Below are 271 nucleotides of genomic sequence, written 5' to 3' on the forward strand. Positions count from 1 at the left end.
TGCTCCCCGCGTGAGCGGGGATGAGCCGGCGCGTTGAAGTTAGGTCCATCACCGCCGACAGTGCTCCCCGCGTGAGCGGGGATGAGCCGCAGACCTCTATGGTCACCATCGCAGACGGCGAGTGCTCCCCGCGTGAGCGGGGATGAGCCCGGCTGCTAAGTCGTCCGCGTCGGCTGCCAAGGGTGCTCCCCGCGTGAGCGGGGATGAGCCCCATGCTGAAACAACCTCAAATTTACCGGCCACGTGCTCCCCGCGTGAGCGGGGATGAGCC

At 67.5% G+C, this 271-nt stretch carries 1 CRISPR repeat array.

Annotation, left to right across the window (positions count from 1 at the left end):
* Positions 1–270: direct repeats of the CRISPR family, unit length 26 nt; unit sequence TGCTCCCCGCGTGAGCGGGGATGAGC.
* Position 271: the final 1 nt, after the last annotated feature.

The organism is Corynebacterium sp. HMSC056F09 (assembly GCF_001815785.1).
GTDB lineage: Bacteria > Actinomycetota > Actinomycetes > Mycobacteriales > Mycobacteriaceae > Corynebacterium > Corynebacterium hiratae.